This is a genomic window from Mycobacterium sp. OTB74 (assembly GCF_029892685.1).
GTDB lineage: Bacteria > Actinomycetota > Actinomycetes > Mycobacteriales > Mycobacteriaceae > Mycobacterium.
Genome location: NZ_JARXVD010000060.1, coordinates 1 through 1,206, shown reverse-complemented (window position 1 = coordinate 1,206; position 1,206 = coordinate 1). Strand labels below are relative to the sequence as shown.

1 protein-coding gene and 1 pseudogene are annotated in these 1,206 nt (G+C 62.9%); one reads left to right on the top strand and one right to left on the bottom strand.

The window, feature by feature from the left end; all coding sequences use genetic code 11:
• Positions 1 to 356, top strand: a pseudogene (locus M2432_RS27905) (YncE family protein); the annotation flags it as partial.
• Positions 357 to 512: 156 nt separating this feature from the next.
• Here the strand turns inward: M2432_RS27905 and M2432_RS27900 are convergent.
• Positions 513 to 785, bottom strand: a complete 273-nt coding sequence (locus M2432_RS27900; RefSeq protein ID WP_280830093.1) for a hypothetical protein — start codon at positions 783 to 785, stop codon at positions 513 to 515.
• Positions 786 to 1,206: the final 421 nt, after the last annotated feature.

Here is a 1,206-nt window from a genome sequence, read left to right as displayed (position 1 = left end):
ACGGTCAAGTACTCGACGCCGTCGCTCAGGTGATGTTCGTCGGATGCGCAGACAACGCCACCCTGGTCACGGTCGACCTCACCACCAAAACGGTCATCGATCACCAACAGGTCGGCGACGATCCCGACGTGCTGGCCTACGACCCAGCCCGCCATCGCATCTACGTGGCCGCAGAAAGCGGCTGGATCAGCATCGCCGAGCACGACCACGGCCACCTACGCGCCCGGGGATCGGTTCACGTGGCCGACGGAGCGCACACATTGGCTGTCGATCCCGCCACCGGCCACACCTTCCTGCCCATCGCCGACGCCGGTCACGGTACGCCACAACTATGGGAGTACACCCCCACCAACTGACCGACCGCAGAGTTGAGGGGGTGGGGGTGCCTCTGACGGGCTCCCTTTCCACGCCTCATACAGCCAGCGTGCGCTCTCTCTCCACGGTTCCGACGTGTACCCGGGTACAAACACCCCCTAGGGACTGCATGTACCCGGGTACAACCGATCAAGCCGCTACGCGGCAGATTCCACGTGGGACGCGAGCTCCGCTTGGAACGCATCAAGCGCCCTCTTGGCTCGCTGCTGGCCACAGTTAAGGGCATCCTTGACCGCACGAATGTTGCCAAACTGCCCGCCTTGTTGGTGAAGCTCGCGAAGACGGGCGACATCCTCCGCGACCTGCTCGCTGTCGATCTCGGCTTGCCTGCTCGTCGGAACCGTCGGCGCGGACTGAAAGCTGTATGTGAGCCGGCCATCGTCCTCAACGAGGGTGAAGGTGCCGATCACCGGCCGATTGTCGCTGCCGGGCACCTGCCTACGGACACCGCCGTGACGGTCCTTGTGCAACTCCAACTTGGCTCGCCCACCATCGCCAGGCCGAAACGCCTTCTCGGAAGAGACTCGAACAAGACCCGGCGACTCCTGAGGCGTCGCAGTGTGCGTGCCCTAAAAAAAATCCGCCCGCCTGGGGCAAAAACCCTCCCGAAGTGAGACGGTGCGCGCGTCGCGGTGAGTCGGCTGGCCAATGCGGGCTGCCTAGGCGCCGAGGGTGGTCTAGTTGGTTTGGTGACACAAAAATTAGTGTGACACCAAATTTGAGCTAAGATAGTGGCGTGGTCGAGGGATTACGGGAACGCAAGAAACTGGCTACTCGGCGCGCGATCAGCGATGCGGCCACCGGGCTGTTCATGACGAAGGGCTTCGAAAA